This window comes from Variovorax paradoxus, assembly GCF_022009635.1.
Classification (GTDB): domain Bacteria; phylum Pseudomonadota; class Gammaproteobacteria; order Burkholderiales; family Burkholderiaceae_C; genus Variovorax.
On sequence record NZ_CP091716.1, the window covers coordinates 5,409,332 to 5,427,937 of the forward strand.

Genomic DNA, 18,606 nt, shown 5'->3' on the forward strand with positions numbered 1-18,606 from the left:
ACGAGCTCAACGAGCTCAACGAGCCCCAGGAGGTCGTCGCCATGCTGACGGACCAGCTCTTTCTCATTTCCATCGCGGTGCTGACGCTGGTGGTGCTGCTCGTGCTCGGCATGGTGCTGTACTTTGCCGCCCGTCGCTCGCATGCCAAGCCGTCGAGCGACCCGAAGGTCGCGCGCATCCGCTTCGATTCGCTGCGCAGTTCGTTCCGCCAGGCGGTGGAGCTGATCGAAGGCAACATCGCCTCGCGCGCCGACCGCTACGGCATTCCGTGGATCATGCTGCTCAACGAGGGCGACGACCACCGCCAGCTGCCCATCGAGCAGTCGGGCGTGGCCAGCGCGCTGAGCACCGAGTCGGCATCGGCCGCGGCCACGCAGGGCATCTCGTGGCACTTCTTCGACCGCGGCGTGGTCATCGACATCCAGGGCGCCTACCTCGGCTCGCCGGACGACGACGACGCTTCCGAGAAGCCCTGGGACGAGTTCCTGGGCATGTGCCGGGCCTACCGGCCGCAGCGGCCGTTCGATTCGGTGGTCATCACCATTCCGGCGGCGCTGCTGCTGGACGAAAGCACCGACGGCCGGCTCGAACTCTCCAAGCGCGCCAAGCTCGCGCACCGCCGCCTGTGGCTCGCGCAGAACCGCTTCGCCATGCGCTTCGCGGTGTACGTGCTGATCACCGGCGCCGAGCAGCTCGAAGGCTTCAGCGCCTTCGCGCGCGCGCTGCCCGAGCCGCTGCGCGCGAGCATGCTGGGCTGGTCTTCGCCTTACGACCTGTCGACCACCTACCAGCCGGGCTGGGTCGACGAAGCCGTGGGCACGGTGGTGCGTTCGGTGTCCGACGTGTCGGCCGAACTCTTCGCCACCGACACCTCGCCGCAGGGTGCCGGCCCGCAGCTGCTGCTGCCTTCGCGCATCGAGGCGCTGCGCGGCCAGCTGCAGCTGTATGTCGACGAGCTGATGCGCCCGAGCGCGTATCACGAGCCCTTCTTCTTCCGCGGCATCTACCTGACCGGCGACGCCGGCGAATCGGCGCAGGCCGTGGCCGCCATCGACGCCGAGCACGACGCCTACGGGCGGAAAGACCTCGAGCCCATCGGCGGCGACCTGATCGCGCAGCTGATGCGCCAGCCGGCGTTCCTGCGCGACCTGTTCGAGAAGAAGATCTTTCTCGAATACGGCCTCACCCGGCCGTCGCGCACCCAGACCCTGGCGCGCCCGGTGCTGCACCGCGCGCTGCGCTGGACGGCGGTGATCTTCCTGGGCGGCTGGGGCATCGGCCTGGTGGTGGCCACCTGGCAGCTGCACCGGCACAACAGCACGCTGGTGTCGGCGCTCTCGCAGCTGCAGCACGACGCGCAGTACCGCATGCGCGCGCAGCAGCGCGGCGAGGCCATACCCACCGCTTGGTACCGCAACAAGGCGCTGTCGCTGCTGGCCATGAACGAGCGGCTGCGCACCGACGGCACCTACTCGTTCTTCATGCCGGGCTCGTGGCGGCCCTTCGACGACCTGAACGAGCGCGTGATCGAGCGCATCGAGCGCGAGTTCGGCGACATCGCCGTGAGCACGCTGCGGCGCGAGCTGATGGCCCGCGTGAGCCAGTTGAGCGGCGTGGAGCAGGACGAGGCGACCGGCGAATTCATCGTCGGCGCCAGCTGCGGCCTGCCGCCGAGCTTCAGGACCATCGGCGACGCGCCGCGCAAGAACGGCCTGCTGGTCGAGGACCAGCCCGAGTTCGGCGCGCTGCAGCGCTACCTGGGTTCGGCCGAGCAGCTCGACGCCGCGCTGCAGGCGGTGGAACGCCTGCGCCAGCCTTCCACCGGCAATGCCGAAGACCTGCGCGTGGCGGTGCGCTACGCGCTGGGCGCCGAGCTGCCCGCCGACCTGAGCCGCAACCTGCGCTACTTCCGCCAGGCCGCCGAAGGCAACGCGCTGGCGATTCCGCTGGTGCCGGTGCAGGCCGCGCTGCGCTGCGCGCTCGACAAGGGCACGGCGCAGCTCGACGCGCGGCTGTTCGTGAACAACGAACTGCTGGTGTCGGAGCAGACGCTGGCGCGGCTGATGCCCTCGCTGGCCGGCAACGGCACCTTCGCGCGCACCACGGCCAGCTACCGCGAAGTGATCGGCGCCATCAAGGACCAGGAAGACCTGGTGGCTTCGGGCAAGGGCGGCTGGATGCGCCAGCCGGTGCTGGTCCTGGGCGCGTCTTATGACCGCACCATCGCGCGCATCGAACAGAACCGGCTGCTGGGGCAGGAGTCGGCCGACGCGGTGCGCGGCCGCGCGCAGGACGCCTTCCAGAAATTCCGCGCCGAGTTCAACCTGCGCTTCGGCGGCGCGCAGCCCGGCCTGGTGTGGCAGGACAAGGACGGCCGCTTCATGCTGGCGCCCGAACGCATCGCGCTGCGCGACGCGCTCACCGCGCTGCTGGCGCAGCCCTTCATGGCCGCCGCGCGCGACCGCGAGCTGCCGGGCGCCGGCCTGCGCGGTGCCTCCGCCTGGGACCTGCCGCGCCTCGACCAGGCGCTGGCGGTGGGCGACATCCGCAAGCGCTACATGAGCGAGGGCATGACGGCCTTCCCGCCGACAGTGCGCCCGGCCGTGGAAAGCGCGCTGAACGCCCACTTCGCGCAGCTGGTGATCGACCAGGTGGCCGAGGCCGCCACGGGTGGCGGCGACGGCATGCGGCCCACCTCGACCGCGCTGATGGCCACGGACACGCAGGCTGTCGCCTACGAGGCCTCGCGCCAGCGGCTCGCCAAGATCCAGGCGCTGCTGTACGAGCTGGGGGCCGGTGCGCGCGCCGAAGACCTGCGCGCGCTGGTGTCGCGCGATGCGCTGCAGCGCCTGGAGGCCGTGGACGAGGCCTTCAACCAGTCGGAGCTGTACGCCATGCGCGGACGCGACTTCCAGGGCTGGCGCGGCGAGCGCGGGCCGATGCTGGTGGCCTTCGGCGTGTCGGACACAGGTTCGCTCGCGGCCTACCTGGGCCAGCAGTTCAACCGCACCGAGACGCTGGGCAAGCTGGCCGACGGCTACATCGCCGCGCTCGACGGCGCGGGCGCGGGCTCGGTGCTCGCGCAGCGCTGGCAGGCCATCAACCGCGACCTGGAGCGCTACCGGCTGAAGAACCCGAACAGCAGCCTGCTGCTGCTCGAACAGTTCCTGGGCACCACGGGCGCCGAGATCGACCGCGAGACCTGCGCCGCCAAGCTGGCCGGCAAGGCGCCGGCGGCGCGCCTCGGCGACTACTTCGCCGACCGCCACCAGCAGATCTACAGCGCCCTGCTCGCGCGCTGCTACGAACTGCAATACGGCGACCAGCAGGAGCTGTGGACGCAGTTCTCCACGCGCTTCAACCGCTCGCTGGCGGGACGCCATCCGTTCGGCGCGGCCACCACCGCGCGCGCTTTCGACCTGGCCGACCCGGCGGACGTGAACGACCTGTCTCGCGCCTTCGATCCGCTGGCGCGCGCGCTGAAGGAAAGCCGCACCGACGGCGCCGTACGCACCGCGGCCATGCCGGGCGCGGCCGCGCGCCGCTTCGCCGACCAGTTCGGCCGTACGCGCGATTTCCTGCAGCCGCTCTTTCCCACCGACGACGGCGGCGCGCCGGGCTACGACCTGAGCGTGGACTTCCGGGTCAACACCATGGCCGAGATCGAGGGCAACAAGATCATCGACTGGTCCTTCGAGGTCGGCGACCAGGTGCTCAAGCAGCGCGACGCGCCGCGCACGCTGCGCTGGGAATACGGCATGCCGGTGGCGCTGGTGCTGCGCATCGCGAAGGACTCGCCCGTCGTCGCGCGCGCCGACCCGCAGCAGCCCGCGTTGCTGACCGACGGCCAGAGCGTGAGCTTCCGTTTTGCCGACCCGTGGGCACTCCTCACGCTGGCGCAGCGCCAGCGCGAAGGCGATTCGCTGCAGCGCCCGGACGGCCGCTCGCAACTGCTGAAGTTCGAGTTCCCGCTGGTCGCCCAGTCGGCCGGCGACACCGCCCAGACGCCGGCCGGCGGACGCGCGCGCGTGTTCCTGCGCGTCGCGGCCAGCCCCGCCGGCAAGAAGAACGCCCTGATATGGCCCGCCGCCTTCCCGGCGCGCGCGCCCGAATGGAACACGCCCTGATGGCCGCCCTGCTCTCCTCCCTGAACACCGAAGCCGCGCTGGACGGCTTCGCGCCCGACCTCGCGGCCTTTCTCGCGCCGCTGGACACGGACACCGCCGAAGGCCCCGCCGGGCCGTCGCTGCGCTACGACCCGGTGTACGGCCGCATCCGCGAGGCCCGCACCGAGGAAGACGCCAGCCTGCCCATGGGCGAGTGGACCCGCCCGCTCAAGAAGGCCGACTGGCGCGCCGCCGAGATGCTGTGCACCGAGCTGCTGCAGCGGCGCAGCAAGGACCTGCAGGTGGCCGCATGGCTCACCGAGGCATGGCTGCACCGGCACGGCATCGACGGGCTGATCGCCGGAGCCCGGCTGCTCGAAGGGCTGGTGCGGGAGTTCTGGGAAGGCGTGCATCCGCGCATCGGGGACGACGGCGATGCCGACATGCGGGCTGCGGCGTTCGTGTGGGCGAACGACACGCTGGCGCATGTGTTGCTGATGCGCGTGCCGCTGCTCGCGTGGCCCGATTTTTCTCCGCCCTTCATCAACCTGAGCGACTGGCAGCGTGCGCTGACCACCGAGTTCGGCGCCGGCGCGGGCACTGCCAAGGCGAAGGCGAAAGACGCCGTCGAAGAGCCGAGCGCGCAGACGGTGTCGCGCCAGGACATCCTCGATCACGCCGCGCGCGACCTGCACGCGATAGCCGCGCTCGACGACCGGGTGGCGCTGGCGGCCGAGGCCTGGCGCGACCTCACGGCGCTGCTCGACGAACGCATGGGCATCGATGCACCCAGCCTGTCGAAGGTGGCCGAGATGCTGGCGCGCATGCGGCAGGCGCTGCGCAGCCTGCTGCAGGAGCGCGATCCACGCGACCAGCCCAAGCCCGTGGCCATGACGCCATCGCCCGCCTACGTATTGGAAGACGACATGAGCGAAACACCTCTGACCATCTCGCCCCCTCACATCGCCGTTGTCTCCGCGCCGCTGCAGCAAGCTGCCGCCAACGGGCGCATCGGCAGCCGCGCGGAGGCCTACCAGCTGCTGGAACTGGCGGCCGAATACCTGCTGCGCGAGGAGCCGCACAGCCCCACGCCCTACCTCGTGAACCGCGCCGTGGCCTGGGGGCGCATGCCGCTGCCGCAGCTGATGCAGGAAGTGCTGCGTGAAGACGGCGACCTGAATCGGTTCTTTTCGATCATTGGCGTGAGGCTGGACGCCTGAAGAGACGGGTTCGGCTTTGTTCTTCTGAAACGGGGAGTGCCGGCCAGCGCCCTCATCCACACGAAAGGTACCGTATGCCATTCAACAACGTACACGTCGCAGAGGTATTGGTCCAGGGCGCCTACATGAGCGGGGACCGCAACTCCATTGCCACGGCTCTCAGACTGAAGCCGAAACTGGGCGTGCTGGTCATCTACTGCCCCACGTTGAGTACCCAGGGCCTGGAACTCGAGAATTTCTACAAATCCATCGTGGGCGCCGACCGAGCGAAATCGCTCGAAATTACCGACCCGTCGGATATTCGCCCTGGCGCCGACGAAGAACTCATGAAGAGCGTGTACCGGCTGGTGAGCAGCAGAGATCCCGCGAATATTCCCGACGACGTGAGGACGATGATTCCGACGCCGATTCGCGTATGCTCCGCGACCTTCGGCACGGGCGTTATCGCAAAAGCCTTCGCAAGCAACAAGAGAAAGACACAAAGCGACACGCGAGCTCTCTGGCGGCTGAGCCGCGTCCCGAAAAAGGTTGGCACGGGATTTGTCGACAAGCGTCCGGTCGTCCGCAGTTTCCTGACCGAACGCGGCTTTCTGCCCAAACGCGCCTACGTCTTTCTCTTCGCGAAGGAGGGGCCTCGAAATGCCGAAAAGGCACATCACTTCACATCAATCCTGACGTGGAGGATGCTCCACGAGGAAATCGGGCGCACGTCCTCTGTCATTCCCGTGGCCGCGGGCGACAACATCGGACTGCGCACATTACCTACCCTGGCGGAGTTCTGGAAAGACGCCGACTGGACCGAACTGTGGACCGACGTGAAGATCGATCCGCGCTCCGCTCAACTGGGCTTGTGGTGTTTGTTGGCTGAGGAATACACCGGTGTATCGATCATCGGAATGCGTAGCGGGATGATCGAAGTCCCCGCGCTGCTGGGTATCCGCACGCTATATCTCGAGGAAAAATTCAACCAACAGGCAGAGCGCATGGCCAAATGGATCGGCAAGGTGCCTGGGTTCCAGCGCCAAGTCATCGAGAAACCAGCAGGCATCAAGCAGCAGCTCTACTGGCGCGACGAGAGCCTGAAGCGCTACCAACCCAAGCCCGTTTCCAGGCACGCCGCTATCAATAGCCGCCATCTGACCGATATGAAGATGGGCTTCAGTTTGCAGTCATTGAGAGGGATTGCCCCTCCAATAGCCCTGACACCCATGCCCGTCCTGCGAGAGCCGCTGCTAAAGCCCACAGAAGAGCCCCAGGCGCCCCTACCTACCTTTATGGCGAACCAAGATTTGCCTGCCCCCATCGATGCCGCAAACCTGAGGCTCGCAAAGACCGAGTTCGACAAGATCGTGCTTTGGGCCAAAGGTACTCCCACACCCCGGGGTGCGACCAAGAACGTGGCGCATGGATCGGTCACCAGGGTGCTCGAGATCCCGGAAGACGACGAGGAAGTGGACGAACTTGAGGCGATACCGCCATCCGACAATCTGTGACCGTCGTGAGCGACGAGGCCCCTCGCCCTCGCCGCAAGAATGAGGCAAGTACGCGGCTGCCGCCCCCTTGCTAACATCCCCGCGGGCACGGGGCCCACGCCCCCGCGCGAATCACCAGATCTGGTGATTCCCGAATCGCGCCGTCCCGGCAGACTCGCCCGACACAAGTGCCGCGCGAACGCGGCAAGGAAGCAAATGACCATGGAATCAGGCGGCCCGGCGCGCGCTTTGCAACTGGGCCCCGAGGAGGGGCGCGACTCCGTGCTGCCGGCCCCCGTGCTGGTGGTGGAGGACGACGCGCTGATGCAGCGCCGCATCTTCGGCGTGCTCGCTGCGCTGGGCTATCGCGAAGACGCGCTGGTCTTCGCGCAGTCGATCGCGCAGGCGCGGGAGCGCATGGCGGCCCAGCCGCACGCGCTGGCGCTGGTGGACATCGGCCTGCCGGACGGCAGCGGGGTCTCGCTGATCGAGCAGCTGCGGGCGGACGACCCGGGCATACCGATCCTCGTCATCTCGGCCTGGAGCACGGAAGACGTCATCCTGACCGCGCTGCGCAGCGGCGCGACCGGCTATGTGCTGAAGGAGCGCGACGACCTCGAGCTGTCTCTGTCGGTGCGCAGCATATTGCGCGGCGGCGCGCCGATCGACCCGTTCATCGCGCGGCGCATCCTGGAGCTGGCGCATTCGACGCCGACCACGCTGCCCGAGGCGAATGCTTCGCCGCCCGCCGAGGAAGCCCAGCCCGAACGCAGCAGCGTGGACATCAGCCCGCGCGAGCATGAGATCCTGCAGCTGGTCGCGCAGGGCCTGACCAATCGCGAGATCGCGGAGCAACTCTTCCTGTCCCGGCACACCGTTGAATGTCACATCAAGCACGTCTACCAGAAGCTCGCCGTCTCGACTCGCACCCGGGCGGTCTTCGAGGCGCGCTCGCGTGGCTTGTTGCCCTGATCCTGCTGCTGGCGGGAAGCGGCGCCGCGTGGGGCCAGAGCTGCGCGCCGCGGGTCGATTCGGTGTCGGCATTGCGCACCGCGGCCGGCATCCAGAGCCCGGCGGCGCTGCCTGAAACCGGCTGGGAGCCGGTCAGCCTGCCGCACCACTGGGAACGCGAGTGGCCTGAGTTCGAAGGCACCGTTTGGTATCGCATCGACTGGACGCGGACCTGCGCGGAAGACTCCGATAACGCCTCCGGAGCAGCCCCGCTGGCCGTGGCGCTGGACTACATCAACATGGCCGGCGCGGTCTTCGCCAACCAGACGCTGCTGTGGCGCGACCCGAGCCTGGTGGAGCCGCTGAGCCGCGGCTGGAACACGCCGCGCCTGCTGGTGCTGCCCGACGCGGCGCTGCGGCCGGGGCGCAATGCGCTGTTCATCCAGGTGGTGGGCGCCAGCCGCTACGACTCCGGGCTGGGCAACACGCTGGTCGCGGACATCGATACGGCAACCACGCACCAGCAGCGCCAGAATTTCTTCTTTCGCACGCTGTCGATCGTCAACCTGGTCATCTCGGCCACGCTGGGCGTGTTCTTCCTGGCGGTGTGGCTGGTGCGCCGGAAAGACGCCGCCTACGGCTGGTACGCGCTGACCTCCGCCACCTGGGTGCTGTTCTTCAGCAACACCGTGGTGACCACGCCCTGGCCCTTCGGCACGACGGAGGGCTGGTCGCGCTTCGTCACGGTTGCCATGACCCTGTTCTGCAGCGCGCTGTACATGTTCTTGTGGTCTTTCGGCGGGCAGCGGTTTCCCCGGCTTGCACGCGTGCTGTGGGCCGGCTGCGGCCTGGTCGCGCTGCTGTTCCTGCTGATGCCGCGCGGCTGGTATTCGACCGCGACCATGGCCGTTTTCATCGGCTATGTGCTGCTCTTCATCTCGGCCTGTCTGCAGTTCATCGTGCGGGCGGTGTTTCGCACGCGGGAGACCGAGCATCTGTTGCTGGCGGTATGCCTGGTGGGCTTCCTGATCGCCGCGATTCACGATACCTTGGGGCTGCTCGGACTGGCGAGCAACACCTCCGTCCTCACGCCGGTCACCGCGCCGCTGATCACGATCGGCATGGCGCTGATCCTGGCGAGCCGGTTCGCGCGCAGCGTGCAGCAGGCGGAGTCGTTCAACGCGGTGCTGGAAGGCCAGATCCGCATCGCCCGCGACGACCTCGCGCGCACCCTGACGCGCGAGCACCGTCTGGAGCTCGACAACGTGCGCCTGAGCGAGCGCCTGCAGCTCGCGCACGACCTGCACGACGGCCTGGGCAGCTCGCTGGTGCGCTCGATCGCGCTGGTGGAGCAGTCGGGCAGCGCCATCGGCTCGCGGCAGTACCTGTCGATGTTCAAGTCGCTGCGCGACGACCTGCGCCAGGTGATCGACACCAGCAGCAGCGCGTCGGCCACGGTGGCCGATACGCCGCTGCTGTGGCTGGCGCCGATCCGCTACCGCTTCGGCCAGCTGTTCGACGAGCTGGAGATCGAGAACGAATGGCGCATTCCTCCGGCATGGGCGTCGCCGCCGTCCACCAAGCAACTGCTCGGGCTGACGCGCATTCTTGAAGAAGCGCTGACCAACGTGATCAAGCACAGCCGCGCGACCCGGCTGCGCGTGTCGCTGTCGACGCAGGCCGGTGGCGAGACCCGGCTTTCGGTGGAGGACAACGGCTTGGGCTTCGACGCGGCGATGGTCTCGGAGTCGATGTTGGGCATCGGCCTGCGCAGCATGCAGGCCCGCGCCAGCCGCATCGGCGGAGAGCTGCGCATCTCTTCCTCGCGCGAGGGCAGTTGCATCGAAGCGCGCATCGGCGGCGGGAGCGCGGCGCCGGCGGTTTGAAGGGCCGGGCGCGGCGGCCCATTTTTCTACCAGATCGCTGCCGATCATCGGGGCTTCCAATTTCCGGCCCCACCATGTCACAGCCTCCCAAAGCCACCTACTTCGACGACCTGCATGCCCCGCAGGTGTTCGCGGACGAAGTCTCGGGCTACTGGGTCAACGCGGGCTGCGTCCACATCACCCTGGATGCCAGCCGCGTCGACCACAGTTCTGACCGTTGTTCCGTCAACCGCGCCGCGGTGCTGCGGCTCACCCTGCCGATTCCCATCGCGCAGGTGCTGGCCGTGAGCCTCTACGACTTCCTGAAGCAGCGCGGGCTCGCCCCGGCACCGAGCAACGGGCACTGACGCAAGAACCGCGACGGCCGTGGGGCCGGCGTCCCAGATTTCTCCGAGATCGATCGTGAAGATGAGAGCCATTCTTATCTACACAGTGAGTCACCGTTGAACCCGAGACGCCAGAACGCCGCCGACGCCAACCCTTCCGCCATTTCCTTCCGGCGCGCCGCCTTCGGCCCGCATGCCCGCGCCACCCTGCTGGTGCTGTGGGCCGCCACCCAGGGTGGCCGGGCCCTTGCACAGGACGCACAACAGGCCAACCCTGCCCGTGACAGCGCGGCGCTGCCCACGGTGACCGTCACCGCCGACGCGCAGCAGGACGACACGCCCCAGCACCTGAACGCCAAGGCCGGCGCCGGCGCTCTGGGCACCCGCTCGCAGCTGGAGACGCCCTTCTCGACCACCGTGGTGCGCAGCGAGGACATTGCCGAGCGCCAGGTGTCCAAGCTCGGCGACGTTTTCGCGCTCGACGCTTCGGTCTCCGACAACAGCGGCGCGTACAGCAGCTGGGCCACCTACATCTCGGTGCGCGGCCTGCCGCTGGACTGGCAGAACGGCTACCGCATCAACGGCCAGCCTTTCCTGAGCTACGCCATCACCCTGCCCTACGAGCAGTTCGAGCAGATCGATCTGCTCAAGGGCTCGTCGGGCTTCATGTACGGCTTCGGCTCGCCGGGCGGCATCGTCAACTACGTGACCAAGAAGCCCACGGACCAGCCGGTGCGCAGCATCGACGTCGGCTACAAGACCGCGGGCGTGTGGAGCGAGCATGTCGACCTGGGCGGGCGCTTCGGCGCCGACGACCGCTTCGGCTACCGGCTCAACGCCACGCACGAAGAAGGCAAGACTTACAACGACGGCAACGTGCGCCGCAATTCGGTGTCGCTGGGCCTCGATGCGAAGCTCACCGACAAGCTCACCTGGACCTTCGACTCGCTCTACCAGAAACGCCAGACCACGGGCCAGACGCCGTCGATCTACCTGGGCAGCTACACCGGCACGCAACTGCCCTCCACCATCGGCGCGAACAACCAGAACCTGGTGGGCGCGGGCCAGCACCTGTCCACCGACTTCAACCTCTATTCGACCGGCCTGCAGTACCAGCTCTCGCCCGACTGGACCCTGAGCACCAGCTACAGCCACAGCAGCGCCACGCGCAGCCGCAACGAGGGCATCGCCTACCTGCTGGACAGCACCGGCAACTACGACGACTACCGCTCCGACAGCGCCGAAGGCCATCGCTTCAACCAATGGCAGGCCATGGCCACCGGCAAGCTGCGCACCGGCGACTACGAGCACCAGCTGACGCTGGGCGCCTCCTGGCAGAAGCAGGTCAACGACTACAGCAGCAACGCGGTCTACCAGCTGATCGGCACCGGCAGCATCTTCAGCCAGAACACCAACGGCTACACCAGCGTGACCGGCTTCACGCCTTACCGCAACAGCGACATCACGCAACGCGCGCTGTTCGCGAGCGACACGCTGAAGCTGTCGGACAGGTGGTCGGTGCTGGCCGGCCTGCGCAGCACCACCTACGAGCAGAACGGCTACGACACCACGGGCACGCAAACTTCTACATACCGCAAGAGCGGCGTCGTCACGCCCACGCTGGCGCTGATGTTCAAGCCCGCGCCGGACACCACGCTCTACGGCAGTTATGTCGAGTCGCTGGAGCCGGGCAGCACGGTGAGCAACCTCTACGCCAACGACGGCCAGCTGCTGAACCCCCTGAAGAGCCGCCAGTACGAGCTGGGCCTGAAGACCGAGCGTGAACGCTGGAGCGCCACGGCCGCGCTGTTTCGCATAGAGCGCGGCGCGGAGTACGCCAACAGCGCCAACGTTCTGGTGCAGGACGGCCTGTCGATCTACCAGGGCGTGGAGTTCGGCGCCTCCACGCGGCTGGGTTCGCAGTGGCAGGTCGGCGGCAACCTGATGCTGCTCGACGCCTCCTACCAGCGCGGCAGCAGCTACAACGGCAACCGCGTGGCAGGCGCGCCGAAGATGATCGCCACCGCGCAGGTGGGCTACGACGTGGCGCAGGTGCCGGGCCTGAAGCTGTCGGCCGACATGAAGTACACGGGCGGCACCATGCTCGATGCGTCGAACCAGATCAGCCTGCCGGGCTACACCATCGCCAACATCGGCGCCAGCTACACCACGCGCATCGGCGGGCGCAACACCACCTTCCGCGCGGCGATCAACAACGTCACGAACCGGCGCTACTGGGAGTTCCAGTACGACAACTACATCAAGCCCGGCGACCCGCGCACCTTCAGCCTGAGCGCCAAGCTCGATTTCTAGGACCATCGCATGACCACCCTCCTCCAAAGAATGGCTCTGGTAGCCGCTGCGCTGTGGATCGCCGCGGCATGCGGCGGCGCGCACGCGGCAGCGCAGGCGCGCGTGGTGTCGAGCACCTGGCTTCCCGGCGGCAAGTACGCGCTGGTCTACGAGTTCGAGGGGGCCGAGTACATGACGGTCACGGCCGACCCGCCGGGTGCGTGGATCACGGTGGCGCAGTCGGAGCCCGCGCCAACGCCAGAGCCCGTCGCACTTGCACCCGCGCCTTCGTTGCCCGCGCCGCAGGTCGCGCATGCCGAGGTGTTTCCGGAGTCGTCGAGCTACGTCGGCGGCTTCTTCATCGACCCGCTCTCCGCGGCGTTGCGCGCCACCGGCCTGGGCCTGCTGCTCAGCGGCGACTGGCCGCACGCGCCGCGCCGCTTCAACCGCTGAAGCGAGATGCGAACGATGCGCCCGTCGTCCAATTTTTCTCCCGTTTTGAAGTTCAACATGCCAGTCATGAACAGCCCATGGCATCGCGATACACACGGCGCTTCGCAAGCGCTCCGGTTCAGCGGCGCGCTGCCCACGGCGGCCGCCAGCGGCCAGCCGCCAGGGCGTCCGATGCAGGCGCGATGGAGCCAGGCCCAGCCCGCGCACACCGTTCGCCGCGGCTGGCGCAAGAGCGCATGGATGCCGCGCGTGGCGGGCCTGCTGGCGTTCGGCGCGCTCGTGGTCGGCATGCTGGTGGCCGGCAGCGAAACCTGCACCGCGCAAGAGACCGACGACGCGGGAAGCTATGCCCAGTCGACCCTCGCGCCCATCATGGACCGAAGCACCGGCGCGGCGTCTTCGCACAGGCATGGCGGTGCCTGCAGGCATGCGCGCAAGGCGGCTCGTCTCGCGCATCCGAAGCCGGCGCTCTGAACAACTCACTCATGCTCCGGCCGGTGCCTTTCTTCAGCGCCTTGGTCGTGGAAGCCGACCCCGCGGTCGCGCGCCGCATGCTGCGCATCCTCGGTGCGCTCGCGCCCGGCCGGCACGCGCCGTGTGTGTCCACGCCAGAGGAAGCCCATCATCTGCTGGCGGCCTTCTCGTTCGACCTGGTGTTCGTCGACATGCAGCTTCAACCGACCGGCGAAGGCGCACGGCTGATCACGCGCATACGCGTGGCGCAGCCTCGCAGCCAGGTCGTCGCGATCTCGCACATGGACAACCGGGACCTGGTGCGCTCCGCCTTCGCTGCTGGCGCGACGGGCTATCTGCTCAGCGATGCGGAAGACGCAGAGATTGCCTATGCGCTGCGCGCGCTGGAGAGCGGTGGCGTGGCGCTCGATCCGCGCGTGGGGCGCCGTGTGCTGGACATGCTGGCGGTGTCGATGCGGCGCGGCACTGTTACTGCCCCTCTCGATGCGGCGGAAGCGCCGCGCCAGCTAAGGCCGCGCGAGCTGCAGTTCCTGCGCCTGATCGCCGACGGGCTGAGCAACCGGCAGATCGCCGACGCGCTGGAGGTGTCGATCCACACCGTGGAGTTCCACGCGCGCAACGCCTACCGCAAGCTCGAGGTCAAGTCCCGGACCCAGGCCATCCTCGAGGCGACGCGCCACGGTCTTCTGGGCTGAGGCGCTGCCGCTGCAGCGCCAGGAAGGTCAGAGACGCCAGATGCCTGGCATCCCACACGAGGAACATCGCCATCAGCACGGCGTCGCCCACGGCCAGCGCGATCAGGGTGCGCCAGTCCCACAGCCAGTCGAGGAAGGTCATGAGTCGATAGGGATGATGAATGCGAGGCCTCGAGCTTGCGGCCCGCGCATTGCCCACGGATTTCAGCGTGTTGCGGCTTCGTTGCCGCGCCGGCGTGAAGGCGAAGGCTCAGGCCTCGGGCGTGCGCGTGACGGCGGGCACGAACATGTAGCCCTCGTTGCGCACCGTGCGGATCAGGTCGGCGCGCGCCTCGCCGGAGGCGAGCTTGCGGCGCAGGCGGCTTATCTGCACGTCGATCGCCCGGTCGTACGAATCGCTTTCCGCGCCCAGCGCGTACTGCACCAGCTGGTCGCGCGTGAGCACGCGGCGTGGATGTTCCACCAGCGCGCGCAGCAGGCGGAACTCGCCGTCGGACAGGTCCACGGGCTGGCCGACCGGGTCGTGCAGCAGGCGGGTTTCGAGGTCGATGCGCCAGCCCGCGAAGTAGAGCAGCGTGGCGGGTGCGTCGCCCGACGCGGGCTGCGCGGCGGCCGCCTGCCCGGCGGAAGGCTTGGCCGCGCGCCGCAGCACGGTGCGGATGCGCGCCAGCAGCTCGCGCGGGTTGCAGGGCTTGGCCAGGTAGTCCTCCGCGCCGATCTCCAGGCCCACGATGCGGTCGATGTCGGTGCCCACGGCCGACAGCATGATGACCGGAGGCCCGCCGATGCGCTGCAGTTCGCGCAGCGCGCTCAGGCCGTCTTCGCCGGGCATCATCACGTCGAGCACGATGAGCGCGTAGTCGGCCTGCGCAAGGCGTTCGCGCATTTCCGCCGGATGGCCGGCCCCGTCGACCTGGAAGCCGTGCTTTTCCAGGAAGGACGCGACCAGGCTGCGGATGCCGGCGTCGTCGTCGACGATGAGGATGCGGGTGGACAGGTTCACGTTACGGCGGATCGGGTAGCGGATCATAGGCCGGGCGCCACCCGGCCCCGAAGCCCTCGTGCGTTGAAATGAATTGAAATACGCTGAAATCCGGCCGCAACAAGCGCTCTCCAGACTCGCCCACTGAAAGCCGGGAGCAGAAGATGAACACGCAAATACCGAGCCTTGCCGGCGTGACATCGATTGCCGTCCGTGCCAGCATCGCCCCATGAACTCCCAAGGTACCGCGCGCCGCTGGCCCGGCCCGCCGCTGGCGCTTCAGATCACCGGCCTGCTGCTCGCGTGCCTGGTGGTGGCACAGGTCGTGACGCTGGCGCTGACCGTGCTGCTGCCGCCGGAGCCGCAGCGCCAGTGGGAGCTTGGCGACATCGCCCGCGTGCTCTCGGGCCGCGCCGCCGAAGGTCGCAACGCGAGCCTGCTGCAGCGCTCGCTGCAGGCACGCGCGCCCGAGCCCAAGGGCCAGGGCTGGCTGACATCCGAACGCTCGCGCCACGACCTGGCCCAGCTGATGGAGCGCGACGAGACCGAGGTGCGGCTCTACTTCTTCACGCCGCTGCCCTTTGCCGGCACCACCGGACAGGTGGCCGACGCGGGAACGGCGCCGCGAGCGGGCATCCGCCAGGCATCGTTCGTGCCCACCGGCGGTGGCTTCATCCGGGTACAGATGGGCGGCCCCGGGGGCGGCATGTCCAGGATGCCTTCAGGCCCGGCGGGAGGAACGGCCTTCCCCGGAGGCCTGAGCAGCCCGGGCGGCCTTGGAGGCATGGGCGGCTGGAACGGAAGCCTCGGCACCAGCCGCGACCCGGGCACCAACCAGGGCGGATTCCCGCAACAACAACAGCAGCAGCAATCGCAGCCGCAGCAGGCACAGGTGCCGGGCAACACGAGCGGCACCACCAACGCAGTTGTCCCCGACAACGGGACGACGAGCCAGCGCCTGCTGGCTCCCACGCCCAGTACATCGTCGGGCGACCTCACCGTGGTGCCATCTCCCGGCGCCCTGGCTCCCTCCGTTTCGGCCGCGCCCAGTGCACAGGCCTCGCCGCGCATCACCACCGCCGCGCCCGACGCGGCGCCGCCCTCATCGGCAGCCTCACCGCCTGCCACGGCCAACGCCCCCGGCTTGACTGCCGCGCCCCGGCTATCGCCCTTCACGGCACCGCTTCAGGCCGCCCCGCCCGTCATTCATTCGGCGCCTTTGGTACCTACCTTTCCGCTCGCCATCGAAAGCGCACCGACTCGCAAGGCTGCGTCGACGACCACGACCGAAGCCCCCTCCACGCCTGCCGCCCGCACACCCGCCAAGCCGGCGCAGCCCGCCGCGCGCGCGCCGGCATCCGAGCCGCCCGCCACCGCCGTGGCAACACCATCGCGTGCCACCCCGGAAGCGCCGCGCCCGTCGCCCAGTGCGCCGCAAGCGCAGCCTTCCACCGAGCCCACCGCCGACGTCGAACGGCCCGCCACGCGCGGCCTCTTCGGCCTCGCGCCCGCGCCTTTCGTCGAAGGCGACTTCATCGCCGCCGTCTACACGCGCGAAGGCAGCTGGGTGGTGGTGCAGCCGGTGCCTGAATCGTTTCCGAACGCATGGCAGCGCCGCGTGCTGCTGTGGTTCCTGATTGCCGCGGCCATCGTCGCGCCCGCGGGCTGGTGGTTCTCGCGCCGCCTGGTGCGGCCGATCACCGGCTTCGCACGCGCCGCCGACCAGCTGGGCCGCGACCCGGCCGCGCCCGTGCTGGCACTCGAAGGCCCGGCAGAAATCGGCCGCGCCGCGCAGGCATTCAACCGCATGCAGGCGCGGCTGCGCAGCTTCGTCGACGACCGCACGGTGATGATCGGCGCCATCAGCCACGACCTGCGCACGCCGCTCACGCGGCTGCGCTTTCGCATCGAGGACGTGCCCGACGATGTGCGCGCCGGCATGCTGGAAGACGTGGAAGAGATGGAGTCGATGATCGGCTCGGTGCTCGGCTTCATCCGCGATGCGTCGGTGGTCAGCGCGCGCGAGCGCATGGACTTCGCAAGCCTGGTCGAGGACGTGGTCGAGCAGGCGGTGTTCGTCGGCAAGGACGTGCTGCTTTTGCAGCGCACGGAGCATGCGCAAGTGGAGGTCGACGTGATCGGCATGCGCCGCGTGCTCGACAACCTCATCGAGAACGCCGTGAAGTACGGCAACCAGGCGCGCGTGCGCCTGTTCACCGACGGACCCGACGTGGTGGTCGAGATCAGCGATCGCGGCCCGGGCCTGCCGCCCGATGAACTGGAGCGCGTGTTCAAGCCCTTCTATCGCACGCCGCAGGCCCGCTCCTCGCGCGCGGCAGGCAGCGGCCTGGGCCTGGCCGTGTGCCGCTCGATCGCGCGTGCGCATGGCGGCGACGTGGTGCTGAAGTCGGGCTCGCACGGGCTGCTGGCGCAGGTGCGTGTGCCGTTGGCGCTGGATGCACCGCGCCGCGAAGGGCCGCTACTGGAACACAGCGCCTCATCCTGATACAGCACGAAAAAAAGGGAGCAGCGCTCCCTTCTTTTTCTTCGCGTGGATCGGTCCTCAGAATGCGTGGCGAATGCCGAAGTCGTAGCCGGTCGACGAGCGCGGCAGGCCCGTGTAAGTCACGCCGGTGCTGCCGTAGCCCGTGGTGCTGGCCGAGACCAGGCTGCCGGTGTAGTTCACGTCGTTGCGGTTGTTCACGCGCGCGATCGTCGCGTACAGCGCGGTGCGCTTGGACAGGTTGTGCACGTAGCCCACTGCCAGCTTGCGTGCCAGCGGGTCCTCGCCCGTGACACCGGCCGCGCCTTCGTTGTAGCGCACCTGCGAGTACGACGCGCGGATCAGGCCCGCGCCCACCGGCACCGTCGCGCCGATCAGGTAGCCGTTGTAGCTGTCGTGCGTGTTCGTGAGCGCCGTGTCGAACTTGTTCTTCACGCTCGACAGTTCGCCGAACAGCTTGACCGGGCCGAAGTCGTACGAAGCGCCCAGGTTGATGGTCTGCACTTTGCGCTCCAGCGTGGTGGTGTCCACAGCGATGCTCTGGCCCACGCCCAGCGCCACGTCCAGCGGGCCGTTGGCATAGCCGAAGCGCCCGCCCACGTAGCGGCCCGCGTTGCTGCTGGTCGCGGCCGTGGTGCTGGTGGCGCTGGTGCTGGTGTTCTCGTCGAAGGCGTACTGCAGCTGGCCGTAGAAGCCGCCCAGGTTTGGCGGCAGGAAGTAGCCCACCGAGTTGCTGGCGCGCACGTAGTTGGCGTTGTTGATGGTGGTGTTGCCGCTGACGGTGCTGATCACGTTGGTGCCGGAGCCGTTGGTGCCGAACGGGTCGAACACGGTGTCGTTCCAGAAGGTGGGCGTGTAGTCGCGGCCCAGGCGCAGTTCGCCGAAGCCACCCGACAGGCTCACGGTGGAGCGGCGGCTGAAGGTGGAGATGCCGGTGGCGCCGTCGTCGTTGGTGATGGGCGCTTCGAGCCAGAAGCTCGCGGCCAGGCCGCCGCCGAGGTCTTCGGTGCCGCGGAAGCCGATGCGGCTGGAGTTGTAGCCGGAGTTACCCAGGCTGGTCTTGCTCGACTTGATCGTGGCGCCGGTGACCGGGTCGCGCGAAGTCGCCGACTGGTAGGTGACGGCGGCGTCGACCACGCCGAACAGCGTGACGGACGATTGGGCAGAGGCCAGGCCACAGACGGCCAGGGCAGCGAATGCCGTGAGGGATTTCTTCATTCAGTTTCTCCAGTTTCAGGTCTGATGC

Annotated in this window: 14 protein-coding genes; 11 read left to right on the forward strand and 3 right to left on the reverse strand. The window is 68.5% G+C overall.

Annotated features, from left to right (window positions below; genetic code table 11):
* Positions 1 to 41: 41 nt before the first annotated feature.
* From L3V85_RS25055 to L3V85_RS25100, 10 genes are all read left to right on the forward strand, one after another.
* Complete coding sequence (locus L3V85_RS25055; protein WP_237675383.1) at positions 42 to 4,127, forward strand: type VI secretion system protein; 4,086 nt, start codon at positions 42 to 44, stop codon at positions 4,125 to 4,127.
* Entirely contained in the window at positions 4,127 to 5,326 is a 1,200-nt protein-coding gene (gene tssA / locus L3V85_RS25060; protein WP_237675384.1) for a type VI secretion system protein TssA, read from the forward strand. The genes L3V85_RS25055 and tssA overlap by 1 nt, the downstream gene beginning before the upstream one ends.
* 74 nt (positions 5,327 to 5,400) lie before the next feature.
* The gene (locus L3V85_RS25065) at positions 5,401 to 6,819 is read left to right on the forward strand and encodes a hypothetical protein (protein ID WP_237675385.1); all 1,419 of its coding nucleotides are present in this window, start codon (positions 5,401 to 5,403) and stop codon (positions 6,817 to 6,819) included.
* A gap of 201 nt (positions 6,820 to 7,020) precedes the next feature.
* A complete protein-coding gene (locus L3V85_RS25070) occupies positions 7,021 to 7,770 on the forward strand; it encodes a response regulator transcription factor (RefSeq protein WP_272934814.1) in 750 nt (249 codons plus the stop codon).
* Positions 7,680 to 9,635, forward strand: a complete 1,956-nt coding sequence (locus L3V85_RS25075; protein ID WP_237675386.1) for a sensor histidine kinase — start codon at positions 7,680 to 7,682, stop codon at positions 9,633 to 9,635. Before L3V85_RS25070 ends, L3V85_RS25075 begins: the two co-directional genes overlap by 91 nt.
* A 74-nt stretch (positions 9,636 to 9,709) precedes the next feature.
* Complete coding sequence (locus L3V85_RS25080) at positions 9,710 to 9,982, forward strand: hypothetical protein (protein WP_237675387.1); 273 nt, start codon at positions 9,710 to 9,712, stop codon at positions 9,980 to 9,982.
* 186 nt (positions 9,983 to 10,168) lie between these two features.
* Positions 10,169 to 12,274: a TonB-dependent siderophore receptor gene (locus L3V85_RS25085; RefSeq protein WP_414080244.1), complete on the forward strand. Its 2,106-nt coding sequence runs from the start codon at positions 10,169 to 10,171 to the stop codon at positions 12,272 to 12,274.
* A 9-nt stretch (positions 12,275 to 12,283) separates the two neighbouring features.
* On the forward strand, positions 12,284 to 12,706 hold the full coding sequence (locus L3V85_RS25090) for a hypothetical protein (RefSeq protein ID WP_237675389.1): 423 nt from the start codon (positions 12,284 to 12,286) through the stop codon (positions 12,704 to 12,706).
* A gap of 66 nt (positions 12,707 to 12,772) precedes the next feature.
* Positions 12,773 to 13,180, forward strand: a complete 408-nt coding sequence (locus L3V85_RS25095) for a hypothetical protein (RefSeq protein WP_237675390.1) — start codon at positions 12,773 to 12,775, stop codon at positions 13,178 to 13,180.
* 11 nt (positions 13,181 to 13,191) lie between these two features.
* Positions 13,192 to 13,875 carry a response regulator transcription factor gene (locus L3V85_RS25100; RefSeq protein WP_237675391.1) on the forward strand — a complete coding sequence of 228 codons (684 nt, stop codon included), beginning with the start codon at positions 13,192 to 13,194 and terminating at the stop codon, positions 13,873 to 13,875.
* Here the strand turns inward: L3V85_RS25100 and L3V85_RS25105 are convergent.
* Entirely contained in the window at positions 13,820 to 14,017 is a 198-nt protein-coding gene (locus L3V85_RS25105; RefSeq protein ID WP_237675392.1) for a hypothetical protein, read from the reverse strand. The genes L3V85_RS25100 and L3V85_RS25105 overlap by 56 nt on opposite strands.
* A gap of 108 nt (positions 14,018 to 14,125) precedes the next feature.
* Entirely contained in the window at positions 14,126 to 14,905 is a 780-nt protein-coding gene (locus L3V85_RS25110) for a response regulator (RefSeq protein ID WP_237675393.1), read from the reverse strand.
* Between the two features lie 181 nt (positions 14,906 to 15,086).
* On the opposite strand from L3V85_RS25110, the gene L3V85_RS25115 reads away from it, so the two are divergent.
* Positions 15,087 to 17,363, forward strand: coding sequence for an ATP-binding protein (locus L3V85_RS25115; protein ID WP_237675394.1), 2,277 nt, complete (start codon positions 15,087 to 15,089; stop codon positions 17,361 to 17,363).
* Between the two features lie 57 nt (positions 17,364 to 17,420).
* Here L3V85_RS25115 and L3V85_RS25120 read toward each other — a convergent pair whose 3' ends face one another.
* Positions 17,421 to 18,578, reverse strand: a complete 1,158-nt coding sequence (locus L3V85_RS25120; protein WP_237675395.1) for a porin — start codon at positions 18,576 to 18,578, stop codon at positions 17,421 to 17,423.
* Positions 18,579 to 18,606 lie beyond the last annotated feature (28 nt).

Excerpts from the sequence above, each read along its gene's own strand:
- L3V85_RS25055 (WP_237675383.1), top strand. The coding sequence starts at position 42 with ATGCTGACGGACCAGCTCTTTCTCATTTCCATCGCGGTGCTGACGCTG.
- tssA (WP_237675384.1), top strand. The coding sequence starts at position 4,127 with ATGGCCGCCCTGCTCTCCTCCCTGAACACCGAAGCCGCGCTGGACGGC.
- L3V85_RS25065 (WP_237675385.1), top strand. The coding sequence starts at position 5,401 with ATGCCATTCAACAACGTACACGTCGCAGAGGTATTGGTCCAGGGCGCC.
- L3V85_RS25070 (WP_272934814.1), top strand. The coding sequence starts at position 7,021 with ATGGAATCAGGCGGCCCGGCGCGCGCTTTGCAACTGGGCCCCGAGGAG.
- L3V85_RS25075 (WP_237675386.1), top strand. The coding sequence starts at position 7,680 with ATGTCACATCAAGCACGTCTACCAGAAGCTCGCCGTCTCGACTCGCAC.
- L3V85_RS25080 (WP_237675387.1), top strand. The coding sequence starts at position 9,710 with ATGTCACAGCCTCCCAAAGCCACCTACTTCGACGACCTGCATGCCCCG.
- L3V85_RS25090 (WP_237675389.1), top strand. The coding sequence starts at position 12,284 with ATGACCACCCTCCTCCAAAGAATGGCTCTGGTAGCCGCTGCGCTGTGG.
- L3V85_RS25095 (WP_237675390.1), top strand. The coding sequence starts at position 12,773 with ATGAACAGCCCATGGCATCGCGATACACACGGCGCTTCGCAAGCGCTC.
- L3V85_RS25100 (WP_237675391.1), top strand. The coding sequence starts at position 13,192 with ATGCTCCGGCCGGTGCCTTTCTTCAGCGCCTTGGTCGTGGAAGCCGAC.
- L3V85_RS25105 (WP_237675392.1), bottom strand. The coding sequence starts at position 14,017 with ATGACCTTCCTCGACTGGCTGTGGGACTGGCGCACCCTGATCGCGCTG.
- L3V85_RS25110 (WP_237675393.1), bottom strand. The coding sequence starts at position 14,905 with ATGATCCGCTACCCGATCCGCCGTAACGTGAACCTGTCCACCCGCATC.
- L3V85_RS25115 (WP_237675394.1), top strand. The coding sequence starts at position 15,087 with ATGAACTCCCAAGGTACCGCGCGCCGCTGGCCCGGCCCGCCGCTGGCG.
- L3V85_RS25120 (WP_237675395.1), bottom strand. The coding sequence starts at position 18,578 with ATGAAGAAATCCCTCACGGCATTCGCTGCCCTGGCCGTCTGTGGCCTG.